Source organism: Conexibacter sp. S30A1, assembly GCF_023330665.1.
In the GTDB taxonomy this organism is placed as follows: domain Bacteria; phylum Actinomycetota; class Thermoleophilia; order Solirubrobacterales; family Solirubrobacteraceae; genus Palsa-465.
In genome coordinates this window covers 3,229,992-3,245,814 of record NZ_CP097127.1, presented here as the reverse complement: position 1 = coordinate 3,245,814, position 15,823 = coordinate 3,229,992, and the positions used below count along the sequence as shown (strand labels likewise).

13 protein-coding genes are annotated in these 15,823 nt (G+C 71.2%); 5 read left to right on the top strand and 8 right to left on the bottom strand.

Features of this window, described 5'->3' with window-relative positions:
* Window positions 1–19 precede the first annotated feature (19 nt).
* From M3M54_RS15525 to M3M54_RS15485, 8 genes are all read right to left on the bottom strand, one after another.
* A complete protein-coding gene (locus tag M3M54_RS15525; protein ID WP_371878686.1) occupies window positions 20–1,675 on the bottom strand; it encodes an FAD-binding dehydrogenase in 1,656 nt (551 codons plus the stop codon).
* Window positions 1,676–1,705: 30 nt separating this feature from the next.
* A complete protein-coding gene (locus M3M54_RS15520; protein WP_249019928.1) occupies window positions 1,706–3,031 on the bottom strand; it encodes a C40 family peptidase in 1,326 nt (441 codons plus the stop codon).
* A 43-nt stretch (window positions 3,032–3,074) separates the two neighbouring features.
* Entirely contained in the window at window positions 3,075–3,461 is a 387-nt protein-coding gene (locus M3M54_RS15515; protein WP_249019927.1) for a DUF192 domain-containing protein, read from the bottom strand.
* A 1-nt stretch (window position 3,462) separates the two neighbouring features.
* Entirely contained in the window at window positions 3,463–5,100 is a 1,638-nt protein-coding gene (locus M3M54_RS15510) for an AMP-binding protein (protein ID WP_249019926.1), read from the bottom strand.
* A gap of 38 nt (window positions 5,101–5,138) precedes the next feature.
* A complete protein-coding gene (locus M3M54_RS15505) occupies window positions 5,139–6,341 on the bottom strand; it encodes a hypothetical protein (protein WP_249019925.1) in 1,203 nt (400 codons plus the stop codon).
* A gap of 154 nt (window positions 6,342–6,495) precedes the next feature.
* Entirely contained in the window at window positions 6,496–7,428 is a 933-nt protein-coding gene (locus M3M54_RS16770; protein WP_256465792.1) for an NADP-dependent oxidoreductase, read from the bottom strand.
* Between the two features lie 55 nt (window positions 7,429–7,483).
* Window positions 7,484–8,167, bottom strand: coding sequence for a cation transporter (locus M3M54_RS15490; protein ID WP_249019924.1), 684 nt, complete (start codon window positions 8,165–8,167; stop codon window positions 7,484–7,486).
* Entirely contained in the window at window positions 8,088–9,458 is a 1,371-nt protein-coding gene (locus tag M3M54_RS15485) for an aspartate aminotransferase family protein (protein ID WP_249019923.1), read from the bottom strand. Before M3M54_RS15485 ends, M3M54_RS15490 begins: the two co-directional genes overlap by 80 nt.
* 223 nt (window positions 9,459–9,681) lie before the next feature.
* Between M3M54_RS15485 and M3M54_RS15480 the strand changes: the two genes are divergently transcribed.
* Genes M3M54_RS15480 through M3M54_RS15460 form a run of 5 tightly spaced genes read left to right on the top strand, consistent with a single transcriptional unit; the run spans window position 9,682 to window position 15,769 of the window.
* Complete coding sequence (locus M3M54_RS15480) at window positions 9,682–10,536, top strand: MurR/RpiR family transcriptional regulator (protein WP_249019922.1); 855 nt, start codon at window positions 9,682–9,684, stop codon at window positions 10,534–10,536.
* Complete coding sequence (locus M3M54_RS15475) at window positions 10,536–11,822, top strand: allantoate amidohydrolase (protein ID WP_249019921.1); 1,287 nt, start codon at window positions 10,536–10,538, stop codon at window positions 11,820–11,822. Before M3M54_RS15480 ends, M3M54_RS15475 begins: the two co-directional genes overlap by 1 nt.
* Window positions 11,815–13,347, top strand: coding sequence for a histidine ammonia-lyase (hutH, locus tag M3M54_RS15470; protein WP_249019920.1), 1,533 nt, complete (start codon window positions 11,815–11,817; stop codon window positions 13,345–13,347). The genes M3M54_RS15475 and hutH overlap by 8 nt, the downstream gene beginning before the upstream one ends.
* On the top strand, window positions 13,344–14,594 hold the full coding sequence (gene hutI, locus M3M54_RS15465) for an imidazolonepropionase (protein WP_249019919.1): 1,251 nt from the start codon (window positions 13,344–13,346) through the stop codon (window positions 14,592–14,594). The genes hutH and hutI overlap by 4 nt, the downstream gene beginning before the upstream one ends.
* Window positions 14,591–15,769 carry a formimidoylglutamate deiminase gene (locus tag M3M54_RS15460; protein ID WP_249019918.1) on the top strand — a complete coding sequence of 393 codons (1,179 nt, stop codon included), beginning with the start codon at window positions 14,591–14,593 and terminating at the stop codon, window positions 15,767–15,769. Before hutI ends, M3M54_RS15460 begins: the two co-directional genes overlap by 4 nt.
* Window positions 15,770–15,823: the final 54 nt, after the last annotated feature.

The window sequence follows — 15,823 nt, the reverse complement described above, 5'->3', positions numbered from 1 at the left end:
CTGCCGGTCACGTTAGTCCTCAAAGGCGCGCGGCGATGCTGCGGGCGGCCTGCAGGCCGCTGAACAGGCAGCCCCCCAGGAACGAGCCCTCCAGTGCGCTGTAGCCGTGCATGCCGCCGCCACCGAAGCCGGCGACCTCACCGGCCGCCCAGAGACCACCGATCGGCCCACCGTCGGCACCGAGAGCGCGCGCCTCCAGGTCGGTGGCCAGCCCACCCAGGGTCTTGCGCGTCAGGATGTGCAGCCTGACCGCGATCAGCGGTCCCGCGGCCGGGTCAAGGATCCGGTGCGGCGCCACGACGCGGCTCAGACGGTCGGGCAGGTAACGCCTGGCGGAGCGGACCGCCATCAGCTGCAGGTCCTTGCCGAACGGGTTGGCCAGCTCACGGTCACGCGCGACGATCTCACGCTCGATCAGGTCGTGCTCGATCAGCCGCTCGCCCGTCAGCAAATTCATGCCGTCCACGAGCTCACGCAGATTGCCGGCCAGCACAAAGTCCTCACCGTAGTCAAGAAAGGCCTGGATCGGGCCGGGCACCTCCGGCAAAAGCCGTGAGCGCAGCGTGGCCTCGAGATCCCTGCCGGTGATGTCGGGGTTCTGCTCCGAGCCAGAGAGCGCGAACTCCCGCGCGATGATCCTGCGGTTCAGCACGAGCCAGCTGTGGTCATGACCGCTGGCGCGCAGATGCGCGAGCGTCGAGACCGTGTCAAACCCGGGAAAGAGCGGCGCGGGAAGGCGGCGGCCGACAGCGTCAAACCACATCGCCGAGGGCCCCGGAAGGATCCTGATCCCGTGGTTTTCCCACACCGGGTTCCAGTTGCGCACACCCTCCGTGTAGTGCCACATGCGATCACGCCCGATCCAGTGCGCGCCGGCTCGCTCCGCCACCTGGAGCATGCGCCCGTCGGTGCTCGCGGGGACACCGGTGAGCACCTCGCTCGGCGGCGACCCCAGGCGCTCCGGCCAATAGCGGCGCACCAGCTCGAGGTTGCCGCCGATGCCGCCGCTTGCAACCAGCACCGCGCCGGCACGCGCCTGGAAGCGGCCGACCGGCTCGCGCGAGCTCGCCTGGCCCCGACCGACGAGCGAGCGCGCGAGCAGCGCCCCGTCGACACCCACCACCCCGCCACGCTCAACGACCAGCTCATCGACCCGGTGGCGAAACGCAAGCTGCACCAGCCCGCGCCCGGCCGCCTCCCGCACGCGCCGCTCGAACGGCTCGACCAGCGCCGGCCCGGTCCCCCAAACCAGATGGAACCGCGGCACCGAGTTGCCGGGGGCAAGAGCGTGCCCGCCACCGCGCTCAGCCCAGCCAGGGCTCGGCAGCAGGCGCACGCCGAGCGAGCGCAGCCAATCGCGCTTCTCGCTGGTGGCGAACTCAACGTAGGCGCGGGCGAAGCGACGCGGGTGCTCATCCTCGGGCCTGTCAAAGCGCGCACTCGCAAGCCAATCCGACCACGCGAGCTCAAACGAGTCGTGGATGCGAGCCCGCCGCTGCTCGGGTGAGTCAACCAGAAACAACCCGCCGAGCGACCAGAACGCCTGACCACCGAGCGAAGCCTCAGGCTCTTGGTCAAGCAGCAGCACCCGCCGGCGCTGGGCCGCCAGCTCGGCCGTGGCGACCAACCCGGCCAGCCCGGCACCGACGACGATCACGTCGGCATGCAGCTGCAGATCGCTCACCGGTCCTGAGGCTAACGCTCGCTAGAGCCCCTTGGGGTGCAGGATCCGGTTGAAGCTCTTCAGGTAGGACGGGCTCGGGTCGAGGATGCGGTGCACCATCGCACCGCCGCCGTCGGCGGTGGATCCGCCGCTCTCCCACCACTGCCCGTCGATGTCGATGATCACGTGCTCGTCGTTGTTGGTGGTGTCCTCGCTGGGAACCAGGCGCGTCACGCGCACCGTCTTCCAGGCCCCCACCCAGCGTGGCAGCGTGATCGCGATCGCATCCGCCCCCCGCGCGCGCCGGCCGCGGGTCACATGCACGCCAAACGAGCTGGGTGCCACCACCTGGCGCACCGTCCTGGTCTCGCGCTTCTTGACGCGCACGCGCAGCGTCGCGATCGTGCGGTCATAGATCGTCACGTACCTGCCAGGGCCGCCCAGGATGCCCGGCGAGCCGGGGAGCGTCTGGGTCGTATCGGGCGAGTCCAGGTATCCGCCGGCGTGCAGCACGGCGGACACGAACCCCGAGCAGTCGTAGCCTGAGCCGACAACCCAGGCGGGGTTGGTGTGTCCGCCACCCCAGACGTAGGGGAGACCGTCGAGCAGGTGGGCTTCGTCGAGCATCGCCCTGATCCTCGCTCGCGGCGAGGCCGTGGCGGCAAGGTGCGTGTCGGTCGCCTGCGCAAGCGTCAGGACGGCCTGCGGGCTGACGCCGGCGCCGCCCAGCGCCGCGGCCACAGCGGGACCCGGGCGCTGGCGCGCGCCCGCCGCCGCCAACCTGCGCGCCACGCGCAGGAGCGCCGGGCTCGGGCCGGTCGCCTGTCTGGCGACCTGCGCGAGCACATCCCCGTCGATCGCGAGCGCGCCCGAGCTTCGTAGCTGCGCCGCGAGCGCCCGCTCGCCGTGCGTATCCACCCCGGCGCGCACGTCACCGTAGCCCCCGGTGACGTACTCAACCGCGGCCAGCAGCCGCCAGGGGATGCGGTAGCGAGCCGCCGCGGCACGGTAGTCGCCCATCAGCGCAGGTGCCGGGTCATAGCTGGTCGAGCCGCTGGCCAGGCTCACGAGATCGGCCCCGCTGAGCACGTGTGGCGAGGCTGCCACGGCGCCGGCCGCAGGCGGCGTGCGCACGCTCGCGTGGGCCACGCCGGCGGCCGCATGGGCGCGCGACCCGCGATCATGCACACCCGCGCGCAGGTTCTCGCGCACCACGACGGCCAATGCCGGTTGCACGGCCGGGCCGGAACCCGCCCGGTTTGAAAGCACGAGCGCGGCTCCAACGCCCGCCAGCAACAGCGCGATCACGGGTGCGGCGATCCAGCGCGCCGTCCGCGATTGGCGGCGTGCCACATCGGTCGCCGGCACCGGGCGATGGTGCGGGCTGAGCTGGAGCGGCGGGACCCGCCGCTCAGCGTCCGCTTTGTTCGCTTGCGTCGACACTGCCGCTCTCCACTTCGGCCAGCTGGTCGCCGATCGCCACACCACTGCGCGCGATCTCTCCGGCCGCGAGCTCAAGCACGTTGCGGGCGCCACGGGCGCCGCGCACCCGCCATGGTGGGATGCGCTCTGCCAATCCCACGACACGTAGCTCGCGATCCATAAACACAGCATCGAAGCGGAAGCGCATAAAGGCGCTGTGAATCGAGGACTCGCCACGGAACAGCATGCCCTCGCCGGCGGGCAGCGATGCGCGTCCAAGCAGGCCACGCAGCCGCGTGAGCGGGTTCTCGGCGACTCGCGCGCGGGCGCAGAGGACCGTCTCTCCGCGACTGCGATTGACGATCGTGACCTCCATCTCAGCGACCCAGCAGCTCCCGTTTGAGCACCTTCCCGGTCGGGTTGCGCGGCAACTCGGCCAGGAATGTGACGCTCCGTGGCACCTTGTATCTGGCTAGGTTCTCGCGCACGTAGCGTTTCACCTCCTCCTCGGAGAGCTGGACGCCGGGCCGGCAGACCAGGTACACGCTCAGGCGCTCGCCGTAGTTCGGGTCGGCGACGCCAACTGCGGCCGCCTCGAGCACCGCCGGGTGGGCGTGCAGCAGGTCCTCCACCTCGCCCGGAAACACGTTCTCACCACCGGAGACGATCATCTCGTCGTCGCGCCCGTCGATGAACAGCCGGCCGGACTGGTCGAAGTGACCGACGTCGCCGGAGGCGACCATCCCGCGGATCCGCTCCTTGTCGCCGCCACCGGTGTAGCCCTCGAAGCGGATCATGTGCCCCACGAAGACGCGCCCGACCGCTCCGGCCGGCAGCTCCCGGCCGGCCCCGTCGAGGATCGCGATGCGGGCGCCGCGCACCGGCCGGCCGACGCACGCCGGCTCGGCCGCCAGATCCTCCGGGCTTGCGATGGTCGCGTAGGCGATCTCCGTCGAGCCGTAGAGGTTGTAGAGCACCGGACCGAGGCGAGCAAGCGCCTCGCGCGCCAGCGCGGTCCCGAGCTGCGAGCCGCTCAGATAGACGATCCGCAGCCCCGAGAGATCGTGGCGCTCAACCTCCTCGCCCAGGGCCAACAGGCGCTGGAGCATCACCGGCACGGTGATCCAGGTGTTCACGCGCCTTGAGGCCAGTGCGGCGAGCGCCTGCCCGGGGATATAGCGCCGCTGCAGCACGAGTGTTGCACCGAGGCCGATCTGCAAAAGGCCCTGGGTGAAGCCGAGCGCGTGAAACAGCGGCGCCGAGATCAGGGTCCTGTCACCAGAGCGGAAGGGCACCTTGCTGAGCGGGCCCCCGACCGGCGCCAGCGAGAAGGGCACGTGGCGACCGGCGCCCTTCGGGGTTCCGGTCGTGCCGCTGGTCAGGATCACAAGCTGCGGCGACCGGGCCGGCTTAGGCGGCGGCGCGCTCGATGCCGACGCGACCAGCGTCGCGATCGTCGGCCCGGATGCAGCCGGGTCCTCGACCCACGCGCGCACGCAGCCGAGGCGCGGCTCCAAGCCCTCGCAGAGCGGCGCGAACTCATCATCGTGGACGAGCAGATCCACCCGCTCGCTGTCCAGCACCGCACGGAGCTGCGGAGGCGAGAACCCGGTGTTGACCAGGACCACGCGGGCCCCGCACTTCGCACCCGCAAAGAGCGCTTCAAGAAAGCCGCGGTGGTTACGCGTCATGATCGCCAGACCATCGCGTGGCATCAGCCCGGCGCTGCGCCAGGCGTTGGCGAGCGCGTTGACGCGGGCGTCGAGCTCGCCGTAGGTCAGGCTGCCGAGCTCGTCGATGACCGCGGTCCGCTCAGGGTGCCGGATCGCGGCCACCGCGACCCCGCCGCCCAGCATCCCATAGTCCGCGAGCGCGTTACCCACCGCCAGCACACGGGCCGGTGACTCGACTCCGAACATGCCGCTGCGCAGGCAGTACCCCAGGTAGCAGGCCTCGTTGATCAGACGCTCAGCAGACGTCCCCTCCAGAAGCCGTTCAGCACTCGCGATCTTCATGGTCAACCTCATCGACCACGATTATCGAGCGCTGAGGCTCAGCCCGCAGCGGAGGTGGTGGTCGTTCCCGTAGCGGAGGTCGTCGTTGGCGTGGTGGCGGTCGTCGTGCCCGGGGCGGGCGTCGTCTTGCTCGGCGTGACCGCTTTCACCAGGCCATAGGTGACGGTTCCGCGGTTGTCGACCTCGACGCAGATCGTCCGGTTGCAGGCGATCTGGCTGAGTGTCGCCTGCGAGGCCCGCTTGAGCGGGCGGGCAACGCTCCAGTGCCCGCGCACCGGGAAGTTGGTCGTGTAGACGTTGGAGGCGGCGTCGGCGGCCACACAGAAGTTGCGCAGCGGACAGGCGACGCTGTCGAGCACCCCGGCGCCCAGCGCGGGCGGATCCGAGCCCACGACCGAATTGGTCCAGGTCGCGGCGGTGGGCGTCGAGGATGCGGTCGCGAGCCCGGCGCCGGCGTTTCCGTAGCCGACCCCGATGCACAGCTTGAGCGTGTTGCAGTCAAGCGAGGCGATCACGGAGTCGCTTGAGCTCAGCGAGGTGACCGCCTTCCAGGCGCTTGCCCCACCGGTCGGGTCGGTGCTGTAGTAGCCGTCGGTGCCGCCGACCATGCAGAACGTCGCCGAGACGCAGTTGACGGCATCGAGCGTGACGCCGCTGCCCAGCGGGGTCAGGGTCCAGGCGCTGGCTGGACCTGTGGGGTCGGTGGTGACCGCCACCTGTCCGTTGGGCGAGTTGTCCACGGCCACGCAGAGCGTCGTGGTCGGGCACGAGATGGCCGCCATGCCGGCGAAGCCGCCACCTGTCTGGGTCGCCTTGTCGATCCGCCGCGGATGGGTCCAGTACTTCGCCCCGCCGAGCGGATCGAGCGTGTGCATCACCTGACCGTGGGCGTCGACCGCGACACAGAGCGTCGTGGACGGGCAGCTCACACCGGTGATGGCGATCGGCGGGTCGATCACCTGCCGCTGCCAGAACGCGGCGCTGCGTGCCGGGTGCGCTGACACCAGCACGTCGCCCCTGACATCGCCGGCCACGCACAGCAGCGCGCGCGAGCTCGCCACCGTCGGGGCGCAGCTGACCGCGTCCAGACCGCCGCCACGGTTGGGGTTGTCAAGCAGTACCGAGCGGTTCCACCTGACGATGTGCGTGGCGGCTGCCGCCGCGGCGGGCAGCACCAGCAGGGCGCCGAACACGGCGGCCAGGACCAGCAGGCGCTGGGTGCGATTCAGACTCGGGCTCATCGGCTTGGGGAGTTCGCTAGTTCTAGCAGCCGGCTTTACGGATTCGGCAGCAAAACGTGCAGGTCGCCCGTGGCTGGACGGCACGACCCGCACCTCAACAAACCCGACGCATGCACGAAGGTTGCGCGCCTGCGGCCGCACACCAACGGACCGCTCACGGCATCAGGACGATCTTGCCGGCCGGATGGCTTGCCTCAAGCAGCTCATACGCTTCGCGCACACGCTCGAGCGTGAACGTCGCGGCGACCGGCAGCTCGACCGCGCCCGCGACGATCAGCGCCGCGACCTGACCGACGGCGGCCACAATGTCCGCCAGCGCCGACTGGCCGTCGGCCTTGACACCGTGCTCGCGGGCGGCATCAAAGTCGGCGATCGTGTCGATCCGCTCGGGCGCTATCCCGAGCTCCAGGGCCAGCTCCACATAGCCGTGGCCAACCGTGTCGATCAGCGCCGTCGGCCGCCCACCGGCCCGCGCCGCGGCCGCCTGCACGCGCTCCTCAAGGCCGTCGCCATAGGCCACCGGCACGATCGAGCGTGAGCGCAGCCAGGCATGGTTCTTCTCGCTCGCCACACCGATCACGGCCGCGCCGTGGTGGACCGCCAGCTGCGCCGCAAGACAGCCGACGCCACCCGCCGCGCCCGCCACCACCACGCAGTCCTGCGCCTGCACGCCAACGGCCTCGACGGTCGCCACCGCCGTGCTCGCAGCCGTCCACAAGCCGCCCGCCACCGCCCAGTCAAGCTGCGGCGGGCGCACGAGCAGCTGGCTGGGGTTGGCGAGCACCAGCTCGGCATGGCTGCCACGGCCGGCACTCGCGCCGAACACCTCGTCACCGGGGGCCATGGTCTGCACGGCTTCGCCGACACGCTCGACGACCCCGGCGACATCGGTCCCCTGTGCCGCCGGGAAGCTCACCGGGATCTGACCGTCGAACAGGCCGCGTCTGAGCTTGCTCTCGAACGGGTTGAGGCCCGCCGCGCGGACGCGCAGCAGCACCTGATCAGCGGCCGGTACGGGTGTCTGCACCTCAACCACGGCGAGCACCTCCGGCGCTCCGTAGCGCTCAAACCTGACCGCTCGCGACATCACGTACCTCCTGGCCGGCGTTTGCCAAGAGACTTTGGCAGATCGGCCCCGACGCTCAGTCGGATGCCCGTTCGGCCACGAGCAACGTACGCGCCTCGAGCGCGGCGACCGCCGCGATCACCAGCGCCACCACGCGGTCAGCCCACCACCAGCCGACCAGGTGAAACAGCGCCAGCCCGATCAGCGCGAGCACCGCGGTACCGGAGCCGATCGCGCTGATCGTGCTGTCACCGCGCAGAGCGTGGCTTGCAAGCCGCGCTGCGGTCACGCGCTTGAGGGCCGCCAGCGGCGCCAGCACCACGAACGAGACCGCCGCGACGACGATCGTCAGCACACTTGACCCGGGGTGGCTGCCAGACAGCAGCGCGCTGAGCGACTCGTAGGCCAGCGCCAGCGCGATGAGCGCGAGACACCCGACAACGGCGCGGGTGGCGAGTGCCTCCAAGCGCTCGCCGTGGCCGCGCGCTGTGCGTTCTGACCAGAAACGCCACACCAGGACGATTGAGCTCATCACGTCGGCCAGCACCGAGAGCCCAGCGGCCAGCACGCCGAGGCTGTGGTCGGCGATCCCCGAGGCGACCGACAGCGACCCCGCCGCCAGGCCGAAGCAGATCGACGCCCAGGACAGCCAGAGCGCGTGCGCCAGCAGTTGCTGGCGGCTATGTGAGCGCGAGCTCGTGCTGGGCTCCGACGAGGACCTCGCGCATCTTCTCGACGATCTCGTCGAGCACGTCTTCATCTGCGATGAGCGGTGGCGCGATCTGAAGCACCGAGTCGCCGCGGTCATCGGCGCGGGCGATCAGCCCGGCCCGCTGCAGCGCCGGCACCATGTAGCCGCGCAGCAGGCGTTCACGCTCGTCGGCGTCAAAGCGGGTGTTGTCCTCGTCCTTGACCAGCTCCACAGCCCAGAAGAAGCCGGCACCGCGGACGTCACCGATGATCTGAAGCTCCTGCGCAAGCTGCTCGAGCCGCGCCCGCAGGCCGGCCTCGCGCGCGCGCACGTTCTCGAGCACGCGCTCGCGCTCGAAGATCTCAAGGTTCTTGAGCGCGATCGCGGCGCTCAGCGGATGACCGCCGAAGGTGACCCCGTGCATCAGCGTGCGCCGATCCTCATACAGGGGTGCGGCAACCCGCTCGGCGACCAGCACGGCGCCCATCGGCGCGTAGGCGGAGGTGAGCCCCTTGGCGACCGTGATCAGATCCGGGCTCACGCCGTAGCGACTGACGCCAAAGTACTCCCCCAGACGGCCAAAGCCGGTGATCACCTCGTCGGCGTGCAGCAGGATCCCGTAGCGGTCTGCGATGCGGCGCAGCCCCTCCCAGTATCCGGGTGGTGGCACCAGGCAGCCGCCGGCGTTCTGCACCGGCTCGGCGACGATCACGGCGACCGTGTCGGGCCCCTCCTCGATGATCGCGTCCTCAAGCTCGGAAAGCAGCTTGGCGGTCAGCTGCTCCCCCGACAGCTCGGAGCGGAATGCGTTGGTGTTGGAGACGTGGCGAGTGTGGATCGCGGGTGGGCCGAACTGCTCCTTGTACGCGGGCACACCGGTGAGCGCCAGCGCGCCGAGCGTCACACCGTGGTAGGCGATGTTGCGGGCGATCGCCTTGAGCCGCTGCGGCTCGCCGTTTGCCACGTGGTACTGGCGCGCGATCTTCCACGCGGCCTCAACGGACTCCGAGCCGCCCGAGGTGAAGAACACGCGGTCGATCCCGTCGGGGGCCAGGGCGGCGAGCCGGTCGGCCAGCTCGAGCGCCGACGGGTGGGCGGTTCCCCACATCGTGTTGAAGGCCAGCCGCTGCAGCTGCGCTGCCGCGACCGCTCCCATCTCCTCGCCGAACGAGTAGCCGATCTGCGCGCAGAAGAGGCTTGAGAGCCCGTCCAGGTAGCGGTTTCCCTGCGTGTCGAAGACGTAGGCCCCCTCGCCGCGCTCGAGCACCATCAGCTCCTGGCCACCGGGACCGAAGTTGCCGTTGCGCGTGAAGTGCAGGAGTGCCGAGCCCTGCGCGTAGGTACCTGCCTGTGGGGACATATGCCGCCTCCCGTTCTGGTCTTCTGCCACCGACTCTTCGTTTGGACTCTACCGAGCCGCCGCGGACAGCCCGAAGGCGCGCGCGCATCTCATACATCACGGCTCAGACGGCGACTGCACACGCGCCGCTGCGGCGCATCGGCCGGTATCGCGGGTCCAGTGAGCTGCGGCGCGGCGCTTCAGGTAGCGCGCCATACCAATCTCAGCTAGCGTGTATGAATCAATGCCGAACAGCATCGCGGCACCGCGGCAACTCGCCGACCTGTTCGACCGCGCGCGACTCACCCCGGTGCAGCGCCGGATCGCCGCGCACATCATCGAGCGCGGACCGCAGGCGGCGTTCAGCTCGAGCGTGGAGCTGGCCGAGCAGGTCGGTGTCAGCCAGCCGTCGGTGACGCGCATGGCCACGTCGCTCGGGTACGCCGGCTTTGCCGAGCTGCAGCGCGAGATCCAGGCAATCGTCCTGGAGCAGCGGGCGCCCAGCGGGGCGCCCGCCGCCACACAGAACAAGATGCAGCGCGCCGTGGACCACGCGATCGCATCGCTGCTCGAGCTCCGGCACCAGCTCGCCGACCTGAGCGCCGTGCAGCATGCCGCGGGGGTACTGTCACACAGCCCGGTGATGCCGGTGCACGGCAGCCGCAGCGCCGCCGCGTTGGCGGCCGAGTTCGCCTTCTTCGCGGCCAAGATCCACCCCGACGTGCGGCTGCTGTCCGGCTCGCGCACCGAGGTGCTCGACGCGCTCGCGCGTGCCGCCGAGGGCGGCGCCAGCGCGATCTTTGCGGTGTCGATGCCGCGCCACCCGCGCGAGCTGATCGAGGTGCTCGAGCTGGCGGCCGACCATGGGCTCGAGGTGGTGCTGCTCACCGACTCGTCACTGGCACCACCCGCCCAGCATGCAAGCGTGACGCTGGCCGCGCCGGTCAGCTCCGAGCTGGTGTTCGACGCGGCGGTGGCGCCGCTGGCGCTTTTGGCGGTGCTCCTGGAGGCGCTCGCCGACGCGCTGCCGGAGCGGACGCGCGAGCGCCTGGAGCGCTTTGACGCCCTGGCCGACGAGCGCGACTACTTCCTCTACTGATGGATCCCTCCGAGCCCGCATACGCCCGCGAGCTGTTCGAGCGGCTGTTTGCGCAGCTGAGCGCGATCGGGCTGGACGAGACCGGCGCCACCACGCGCCTGGCGTGGACACAGGAGACCACAGCCGCTGAGCGCTGGTTTGAGCAGACCGCCCGCGCGCTGGGACTCGCGCCGGAGCGTGACCGCAACGGCAACCTGTGGGCGTGGCTCGGCGAACGCGGCCCGGGTGCGCTGGTGACCGGCAGCCACCTGGACAGCGTGCGCGAGGGCGGGCGCTTCGACGGCGCGCTCGGGGTGGTGGCCGGGTTCGTGGCGGTGGCTGTGGCCGCCCGGCGCCTTGGCGTGGACACTGAGGACGGCGGCCCGCTGGCCGCCGTCCCGCTGGGGGTGGTGGCGTTCGCCGATGAGGAGGGCGGGCGCTTTGACACGCCGACGTTCGGCAGCCGGGCGCTGTGTGGCGCCCTGGATGTGGAGGCGGCGCTCACGCGTCGTGACCGGGCCGGTGTCAGCCTGCGCGACGCGCTTGAGGCGGCGGGGGTCGATCCGCAGGGGATCGGACCGGACCCTGAGCGCCTCGCGCAACTGGGGGCACTGGTTGAGCTGCACATCGAGCAGGACGCGCTGCTCGAGCGTGAGGGCTGCGCGCTCGCGCTCGGCACCGGCATCATGCCGCACGGCCGCTGGCGCGTTGATCTGCACGGCCAGGCCGCGCACGCCGGCACCACGCCGCTTGAGGTGAGGCGTGACCCGATGCTCGCACTCGCGGCGGCGATCCTCGCTGCCCGCCGCGAGGGCACGGCGCACGGGGCGCTCGCGACGGTCGGCAAGGTCGAGGTCTCGCCCAACGGGACCAACGCCGTCGCCGGCCAGGTGAGCTTCTGGCTTGACATCCGCGCCCATGATGAGCAGGCGGTGTCGGCCACGCTCGATCAGGTACTTGAAACCACACGCGCGCAGGCCAACCGTGACGGCGTTGCGTTCGAGCACCGGCGCGAGTCGTTCACCGCGGCGGTCGAGTTCTCGCCGGCGCTGCGCGCCCGGATCGAGTCGGTGCTCCAAGGCGAGGGCATCCAGACGGTGCCGATCAGCACCGGCGCCGGCCACGACGCCGGGGCGCTGGCCACGGCGATCCCGACGGCGATGCTGTTTGTGCGCAGCAGCGGCGGCGCCGGCCACTCGCCACAGGAGCATGCGAGCGCAGATGATTGCCTGACCGGCATCGCGGCGCTGACCGACGTGCTGATAAGCCTTGCAACCCAAAGGAGCGAAGCGCTTGCAGATGTCTGAGCAGACGGTTCTGGTTGGCGGTCCGGCGCTCACGCCGGAGGATGTCGTGCTGGTCGCGCGTCGCGGGGCTCGCGCGGCGCTTCACCCGGACGCGCAGGCACGGATCCGGGGCGCGTATGAGCGGATTCAGAGCCTGTCCGCGTCCGGCAACCCGGTCTACGGCGTCTCGACCGGGTTTGGGGCGCTTTCAACAACCCGCATCCCGCGCGAGCAGTGGACGCAGCTGCAGCACTCGCTGGTGCGCTCCCACGCCGCCGGCATGGGCGAGCCGGTTGAGCGCGAGGTGGTGCGGGCGATGATGCTGTTGCGCGCGCGGACGCTCGCGCTGGGGCACTCGGGCGTTCACCCGGACACCGTCGCGGCGGTGCTCGCGCTCTTGAACGCCGGGATCACGCCGATCGTGCCCGAGCACGGCTCGCTGGGCGCAAGCGGCGACCTCGCGCCGCTTGCGCACTTCTCGCTGGCGCTGCTGGGTGAGGGCGAGGTCACAGACCGCGAGGGCCGGCGTGTGCCGGCGGCCGAGGCGCTCGCCCAGGCGGGCCTTGAGCCGATCACGCTCGGTCCGAAGGAGGGTCTTTCACTGATCAACGGCACCGACGGCATGCTCGGGATGCTGTGCCTGGCGTGCATCGATCTGGAGCGGCTGTGCGCCACCGCAGATGTGGCGGCGGCGATGAGCGTGGAGGCGCTGCTCGGCACCGACTCGGCCTTTGACCCCGCGGTGCAGGCGCTGCGCCCGCACCCCGGCCAGGCGGCGAGCGCCGCCAACCTGATGGCGCTGATGGCCGGCTCTGAGATCGTCGCCTCGCACCGCGAGAACGATGACCGTGTGCAGGACGCCTACTCGATGCGCTGCGCCCCGCAGGTGCTCGGCGCCGCGCGCGACGTGCTCGCCTACGCGCGCGGCGTTGTGGCAATCGAGCTTGGCTCGGCGGTTGATAACCCGAGCGTGCTCGACGACGGGCGCCTGATCTCAAACGGCAACTTCCACGGGATCCCGCTCGGCTTCGCGGCCGACTTCATGGCGATCGCCGCCGCGGAGATCGGCGCGATCGCAGAGCGCCGCGTCGACCGGATGCTCGACGTCACCCGCTCGATCGGCCTGCCGGCGTTCCTGGGCGAGAGCCCCGGCGTCGACTCGGGGCTGATGATCGCCCAGTACACCGCGGCGGCGCTGGTGGCCGAGAACCGGCGGCTCGCGGCACCCGCGAGCGTCGACTCGATCCCCACCTCCGGCATGCAGGAGGATCACGTCTCGATGGGCTGGAGCGCCGCGCACAAGCTGCGCCGCACGCTGCACAACCTCACCCGCATCCTGGCGGTCGAGCTGCTCTGCGCGGCGCGCGCACTGGAGCTGCGTGCGCCGCTCGCACCGGCGCCGGCGACCGCCGCGGTGACGGCGCTGATCGACCCACAACCGGGCCCGGACCGCAGCCCCGCGCCGGAGCTCGAGCGCGTCGCCGGACTGGTCGCAAGCGGCGCGATCCTTGCGGCGGCTGAGGGGGAGATCGGGGCGCTCGCGTGAGCGCGCCGCTCGCGCTCACCGGCGCCGCGCAGGTGCTGCGCCTCCCCGACGACCGCCTCGAGCGCCTGGCCCAGAGCAGGGCGACGGAGCTGACGCTGGAGCCCGGCGAGGTCGTGACAGACGGCGAGCTGATCGCGGGCTTTGAGGCCGACGCGAGCTGCGTGCCTGTGCCCTGTGACGGCCTGTCGCTCTTACCGGGGTTCGTCGACTGCCACACGCACCTGCCGTTTGCCGGCTGGCGGGCGCAGGAGTACGCGCTGAAGGTGGCTGGCACCCCCTACGAGCAGATCGCCCACGCGGGCGGCGGGATCCGCGAAAGCGCGCGGGCCTTTGCGAGCTCAAGCGACGCGCAGGTGCTTGACCAGGCCCGCGCGCTCGCGGCCGAGGCGCTCGCGCACGGCACCACGACACTCGAGTGCAAGAGCGGCTACGGGCTCTCGGTCGCGGGCGAGCTGCGGGCGCTGCGCCTGGCCGGCGAGCTTGCGGCGACGCTGCCCCAGAACGTGAGCGTCACCGCGCTGCTCGCCCACGCCGTGCCGGACGGCCACACGGCCGCTGGCTGGATGGACGAGGTGGAGGGGATGCTCGCAAGCGTCCGGTCGGACACCGCCGCCAGCGCGCTTGACATCTTCGTGGAGTCGGTCGCGTTCTCAAACGCCGACCTCTCGCGGATGGGTCAGCTGGCCCGCGAGCACGGCATGACGCTGCGCGCGCACGTCGAGCAGCTCTCCTCGCAGGGCTCTGTGCCGGTCGCCCTGGCGGCCGGGGCGCGCTCGGTGGATCACCTCTCGCACATGCCGGCCCGGGACATCCCGGTACTGGTGGGCGCCGACTGCGCCGCCGTGCTTTTGCCCGGCGCCGAATTCCTTGGCAACGAGCACACCGCCCCGGGGCGTGAGCTGGCGGACGCAGGCGCTGTCTGCGTACTGGCCACCGACCTGAACCCTGGCACCTCACCGGTCGTCTCGCTGCCGCTCGTCGCGGGGCTGGCGGTGCGCCGCTACGGCTGGTCGATCCGCGAGGCGCTGCTGGCGATGACGCTCAACGCCGCCTGGGTGCTCGGACGCTCGCACGAGCTCGGCGCGCTCAGCGTCGGGCGCCGCGCCGACATCCTGCTGCTCGACGTACCAGCCGAGCACATCGCCTACCGCCTGGGGCACAACCCGGTGGCGGCGGTGATCATCGCCGGTGTGCCGGTTTGGGTGCGCGAGGATCATCGCTGGCGCTTTGCGCAGGTGAGCCGGTGAGCGATTCAGCTCACCTGTCGGGTCCGCTGATCCCGGCGATGGCAAACGTCCACTCGCACGCCTTCCAGCGCGACATGCGCGGCGCCGCCGAGCGGATCAGCGCCCGCAGCGCGAGCGATGACTTCTGGAGCTGGCGCCAGGCGATGTTTGCGGCGGTGGCGGCGCTTGACCCCGAACAGATGCACACGGTCGCGCTGGCCACCTACACCGAGATGGCGGCCGCCGGCTACGGCACCGTCGGCGAGTTTCACTACGTCCACCACCAGCCCGACGGGCGCCCGTATGAGGACCCCAACGCGATGGCCAAGGCACTCGCGCAGGCGGCACTGGAGGCAGGGCTCCAGATCGTGCTGCTGCCCGCCGCCTACCACCGCGGCGGCTTCAGCGACGGCGCCGACCTGGCGCCCGGCCCGGGACAGCTGCGCTTCTGCGACCCCGACGTGGAGGTGTTCCTTGAGCGTGTGGATCAGCTGCGCGCCTGGGCCGACTCGCAGGCGGGGGTGCAAGTCGGGATCGCCGCCCACTCGGTCAGGGCCGTGCCGGCCAGCTGGCTTGCGCCGATCGCTCAGTACGCGCAAGCCCACAGCCTGGTGGCGCACGTCCACGCGCAGGAGCAGCCACGCGAGCTTGCGGAGTGCCGCGCCGAGCACGGCTGCACGCCGATCGAGCTGCTGGAGCGCAGCGGCTTCCTGGGACCGCGCACCACGGTCGTGCACGCGATTCACGTCAGCGACGCTGACGTGAATCGCCTCGCCCGCTCCCGTACGATCGTTGCCGCCTGCCCCACCACCGAGGCCAACCTCGGCGACGGCTTCTTCCCCGCGATCCGCTACCGCGACGCCGGCGTGCGGATCGCGATCGGCTCGGACTCAAACGTCCGCATCGACCCGTTCGAGGAAACCCGCGAGCTCGAGACCCTCGCACGGCGCCTGAGCGTCTCACGCAACGGGCTGCTGGCAGCCAGCGGCGATCTGTGGGGCGAGCTTGCGGCAAACGGCGCCGCCAGCCTCGGGTTGGGCGCGGCACCAGGCCGGGAGCTGCGCATCGACATGAGCCACCCGTCGATCAGGGGGATCGCCGAGGCGGACCTGCCCTACGCGCTTGCCACCTGCGCGCAGCCCGGCATCATCGCCACGCCCAGCCCCGCCGGCGGGCCGCACCGTCACGAGCACTGAGACCCCGCATCGGGACGCCACCCGCAACCGGCACGCCGCGTCCGGCGGCGGACC

Excerpts from the sequence above, each read along its gene's own strand:
- M3M54_RS15505 (WP_249019925.1), bottom strand. The coding sequence starts at position 6,341 with ATGAGCCCGAGTCTGAATCGCACCCAGCGCCTGCTGGTCCTGGCCGCC.
- M3M54_RS16770 (WP_256465792.1), bottom strand. The coding sequence starts at position 7,428 with ATGTCGCGAGCGGTCAGGTTTGAGCGCTACGGAGCGCCGGAGGTGCTC.
- M3M54_RS15510 (WP_249019926.1), bottom strand. The coding sequence starts at position 5,100 with ATGAAGATCGCGAGTGCTGAACGGCTTCTGGAGGGGACGTCTGCTGAG.
- M3M54_RS15515 (WP_249019927.1), bottom strand. The coding sequence starts at position 3,461 with ATGGAGGTCACGATCGTCAATCGCAGTCGCGGAGAGACGGTCCTCTGC.
- M3M54_RS15475 (WP_249019921.1), top strand. The coding sequence starts at position 10,536 with ATGGATCCCTCCGAGCCCGCATACGCCCGCGAGCTGTTCGAGCGGCTG.
- M3M54_RS15480 (WP_249019922.1), top strand. The coding sequence starts at position 9,682 with ATGCCGAACAGCATCGCGGCACCGCGGCAACTCGCCGACCTGTTCGAC.
- M3M54_RS15485 (WP_249019923.1), bottom strand. The coding sequence starts at position 9,458 with ATGTCCCCACAGGCAGGTACCTACGCGCAGGGCTCGGCACTCCTGCAC.
- M3M54_RS15490 (WP_249019924.1), bottom strand. The coding sequence starts at position 8,167 with ATGAAGACGTGCTCGACGAGATCGTCGAGAAGATGCGCGAGGTCCTCG.
- hutH (WP_249019920.1), top strand. The coding sequence starts at position 11,815 with ATGTCTGAGCAGACGGTTCTGGTTGGCGGTCCGGCGCTCACGCCGGAG.